This is a genomic window from Longimonas sp. (assembly GCF_046498435.1).
In the GTDB taxonomy this organism is placed as follows: Bacteria; Bacteroidota; Rhodothermia; order Rhodothermales; family Salinibacteraceae; genus Longimonas.
The window spans coordinates 1-3888 of record NZ_JAWOAR010000217.1; the positions used below are offsets into that span (position 1 = coordinate 1).

General features: G+C 63.1%; 4 protein-coding genes. 2 read left to right on the top strand and 2 right to left on the bottom strand.

Going from position 1 to position 3888, the window contains the following annotated elements; all coding sequences use genetic code 11:
• The coding region (locus tag R6U20_RS08290) for a 3-phosphoshikimate 1-carboxyvinyltransferase (RefSeq protein WP_410337394.1) at positions 1–503 on the bottom strand (503 nt) is incomplete at its 3' end.
• A gap of 54 nt (positions 504–557) precedes the next feature.
• Complete coding sequence (add, locus tag R6U20_RS08295) at positions 558–1640, bottom strand: adenosine deaminase (RefSeq protein ID WP_410337395.1); 1083 nt, start codon at positions 1638–1640, stop codon at positions 558–560.
• 312 nt (positions 1641–1952) lie between these two features.
• On the opposite strand from add, the gene R6U20_RS08300 reads away from it, so the two are divergent.
• Positions 1953–2243, top strand: a complete 291-nt coding sequence (locus tag R6U20_RS08300) for a twin-arginine translocase TatA/TatE family subunit (RefSeq protein ID WP_410337396.1) — start codon at positions 1953–1955, stop codon at positions 2241–2243.
• Between the two features lie 123 nt (positions 2244–2366).
• Positions 2367–3888: amidase family protein (locus tag R6U20_RS08305; protein WP_410337397.1), on the top strand; the 1522-nt coding region annotated here is incomplete at its 3' end.

Below are 3888 nucleotides of genomic sequence, written 5' to 3' on the forward strand. Positions count from 1 at the left end.
GCCGACGCCATCGGAAGGCGGTAGGTCATGGCATGCAGCGGCTCATCGCGTCCGCCCAGGTGGATGGGAGCCGTGCCGCCCGTGAGGGTGACCTCGGCATCCATCTGGCGCAGCGGATTGGCAATACGCGCCATAGGCCGGGCCCGCAGCGGGTCATCGCCGGTGAGCGTGCTCTCAAACGGCTGCCCGGCCAGAATGCCCGCCAGGAGCCGCATGGTGGTGCCCGAGTTGCCACAGTCAATAGGCGCGGCAGGCGCTTGCAATCCGTGCAGGCCCACCCCTTCAATGTGCACGGTGTCGCCTTCTGTTTCAATGGATACGCCGAGCTGGCGCAGGCAGGAGAGGGTGGATTGCGGATCGGCGGCCTGCGGGAAGCCATGCAGGGTAGAGCGCCCGTCGGCCAGGGCGGCCAGCATTGCTGCACGGTGACTCACGGACTTGTCGGCGGGAACGGATGCGGAGCCGTGGAGGGCAGACGCACGCGAGATGGTTTGGGTAGACATGATGGCGACAGGTAAGGCGATCGGAAACAGTGGGATGCAGAAGGCATCGTGGCGTTACCACACCGGCGTTTCGTCGGTGGGCGGCATCGGGAAGTCATTGAGCACGTCTTCGAGCAGCGCCTGGCGCTCGTGGTGCGGCAAGAACGCGTAGCGGAAGCCGTTGATGGCAATCTCGCGCAGCTGGTCGGCAGGCACGCCGCAGCGATCGTGGGTGCGCCACAATTCCTCGGTCATGCTCGTGCGGCTAAACAGCCGGTTATCGGTGTTGATGGTCACTGCCACATCGTTCTCCGCATAGTACGCCACCGGATGGGCTTCGTATCCCGGCACGACATGCGTTTGGACATTGCTTGTGGGGCAGATTTCCAGGGGGATGCGATGGTCAATCACATACTGCATGAGCTCCGGATCCTCCCGGAGCGTAATGCCATGTCCAATGCGATGCGCGCCGCAGTAGAACAGCGCCTGGTGGATGGAATCAGGGCCCCACGACTCCCCCGCATGAATTGTGAGGTTCATCATGTGGTTGCGCGCATGATAGAACGCATGCACATGGCCTTTGGGTGGATTCCCAGCCTCGCCTCCGGCCAGGTCGAACGCGGTTACGCCCTTGTGCCGATGCGCCACCGCGAGCTCCGCCTGACGCATGGAGGCGCTTTCGTATCGGTCGCGCAATCCGCAGATAATCAGCGACGTCTTGATGTCGTAGTCTTGCTCGGCCTCCTTCAGTCCAGCAAGCACGGCGTCGTTCACTTCTTCGAGCGAGAGCCCTTCCTCGGTGTGCAAGATAGGCCCATAGCGCACCTCCAGGTAGCGCACGTTCTCCTGCGCGTTATCCTCCGCCAGCTCATAGGCAATGCGATGCAGCGCCCCTTTGGTTTGCATCAGGGGGATGGTGTAGCGGAACCAGGCCAGAAACGCCTCCAGCGTCTCCGAATCGTCGATAGAGCGCAGAATCTCGCGTAGGCCCTCGACCGAATCGGCAGGGAGCACGCTCACTTTGCCCTGGGCTTTGGCCAGGTCGAGCATGGTGGCCAGCCGGAGCGAGCCGTCGAGGTGGCAGTGGAGTTCGGCCTTCGGCCAGGCAGCGATGTCATCGCGCGAGAGCACGGGTTCGGATGGCGAAGCGGTAGGCATACGGTGGGAAAAAGACACAGGAAAAGCAGCGAAGAGGTCCGGCGCGAGCCGGTTGCCGCAGTCAACACGAGCCTTTCCAGATCTGTTTCAGAGAGGAGGCCCTCTGGCTGTGATGACCCCGTGATCATTTGCGGGGAATTACGCCGTTGCAGCCTCCGGGGCCGGATGCAGGGGGAACTGAAAAACAGGGGCTCTGTTTAGCGGACTACCAGGCACCCCAACCGCCTGCCCTGTACTCGTGCTCGTCGCGCGCGGTTTAGCCTGTTTGAGCGACGGCGTTTCTGTTGTACTTTCCCCTTTGTTGCCATGGGCATGCCCGGACCTTTCGAAATGATCCTCATCTTCCTGGTCGTACTGCTGATTTTCGGCGCGAAGCGCATCCCCGAAATTGCACGTGGTGTGGGCAAAGGCATCCGCGAGTTCAAAGATGCCACCAGCGAGTTCAGCCGCGAGCTCGACGTAGAAGAGCGCCGCGACCGCATCGACGAGCCCCGGCGCCCCAGCCAGGGCCAGCCGCAGCCGCGCCAGCAATCGTCGGCCCAGCCTTCGTCGCAGGGCAATGCCGACAACGAAGCGCGCCCCTCGTCCGAGTCGGCATCGTAACGACGTGGAGCGCGTGGCTGGGTGCATCAATCTGTAAGAATGTATACGGTGCAACCCCTGCGCCTCGCTGTGCTGGGCACCTCTCCTGTTCGCATCACCCCCACTGCCTGACTATTGCCCTACATGAGTTACTCCACCTTTGCGGAGGCCCGCGCGGCCCTGTCCAATGGCGAGACCAGCTGTGAAGCGCTGGTCTCTTCGTATTTAGAGCGGATTGAGGCGTGCAACGACGCCGTGAATGCGTTTCTGACCGTTGACCGTGACGGTGCGCTCAACCATGCGCGCTACCTCGACAGCCAGCTGGAACGCGGCAACGACCGTCCGCTGGCCGGACTCGTGCTGGGCGTAAAGGACATGATCGCGATCAAGAACCAGGCGCTCACCTGCGGGTCGCGGATGCTGGAAGACTTTACCGCGCTCTACGATGCTCATGTCATTGAGCAGTTGCGGGAAGCCGGAGCCATCTTCATTGGCAAGACCAACTGCGATGAGTTTGGGATGGGCTCCTCCAACGAAACGTCGTACTTCGGCCCGGTGCAGCATCCCGATCATGCAGACTACGTGCCGGGCGGCTCCTCAGGTGGCTCGGCAGCCGCAGTGGCCGATGGCATGTGCCACATGGCCCTTGGCACCGACACCGGCGGCTCGGTGCGGCAACCGGCAGCATTCTGCGGGGTGGTCGGACTGAAGCCCACCTATGGGCGCGTGAGCCGCTACGGACTCGTATCGTACGCTTCCTCGCTCGATACCATCGGCCCGATGGGGCGCTCGGTTGAAGATGTGGCCTTGCTCTTTAACGCGCTGGCCGGACCCGACACGCGCGATGCCACCAGTGCTGAGGTGCAGGTGCCCGACTACACGGAGGCGCTGGGCCGCTCGGTCGAAGGCGTGCGCATTGGCCTCCCCGAAGAATACTTTGCCGACGGCCTCGACCCCGACATCCGCCGTATGATTGAGGCGCAGGTCGAGCAGTTGCGTGACCAGGGGGCCGAGGTGCAGTCCGTTTCGCTACCGCACACCAAATACGGCATTGCCACCTATTACGTGCTGGCCACCGCCGAGGCCTCCAGCAACCTGTCGCGCTACGACGGCGTGCGCTACGGCCACCGCGCCGATTTTGACACGATGGAAGCTGCGATCAAAGAAGAGCACGAGGCGCTGCATGAGCAGTTGGGCACGGCGCAGTCGAATGGAGATGCCGAGCGGGTGGCCCAGTTGCAGGATCAGCTCGACACCCAGAGCGATCTGCTTCGGGCGCTGTACGTGCAGTCGCGCACCGAAGGCTTCGGCGACGAGGTCAAACGTCGCATCATGTTGGGCACCTACGCGCTGTCGGCGGGCCACTACGACAAGTACTACGAGAAAGCCCAGCGCGTGCGCACGCTCATCCGCAACGACTTCTTGCAGGCGTTCGAGGACGTCGATGTACTGCTGACGCCCGCGACCCCCACGCCCGCGTTTCAGCGCGGCGAAAAGACCGCTGATCCACTCCAAATGTATCTGAGCGACGTCTACACCGTGCCAGCAAGCCTGGCGGGCGTGCCGGGGCTGTCGCTACCCATCGGCACACATCCCGATGCTCCGCATCTGCCCGTAGGCGCTCAACTCCTGGCCGCTCCCTTCGACGAAGCGGGCCTCTTGCACG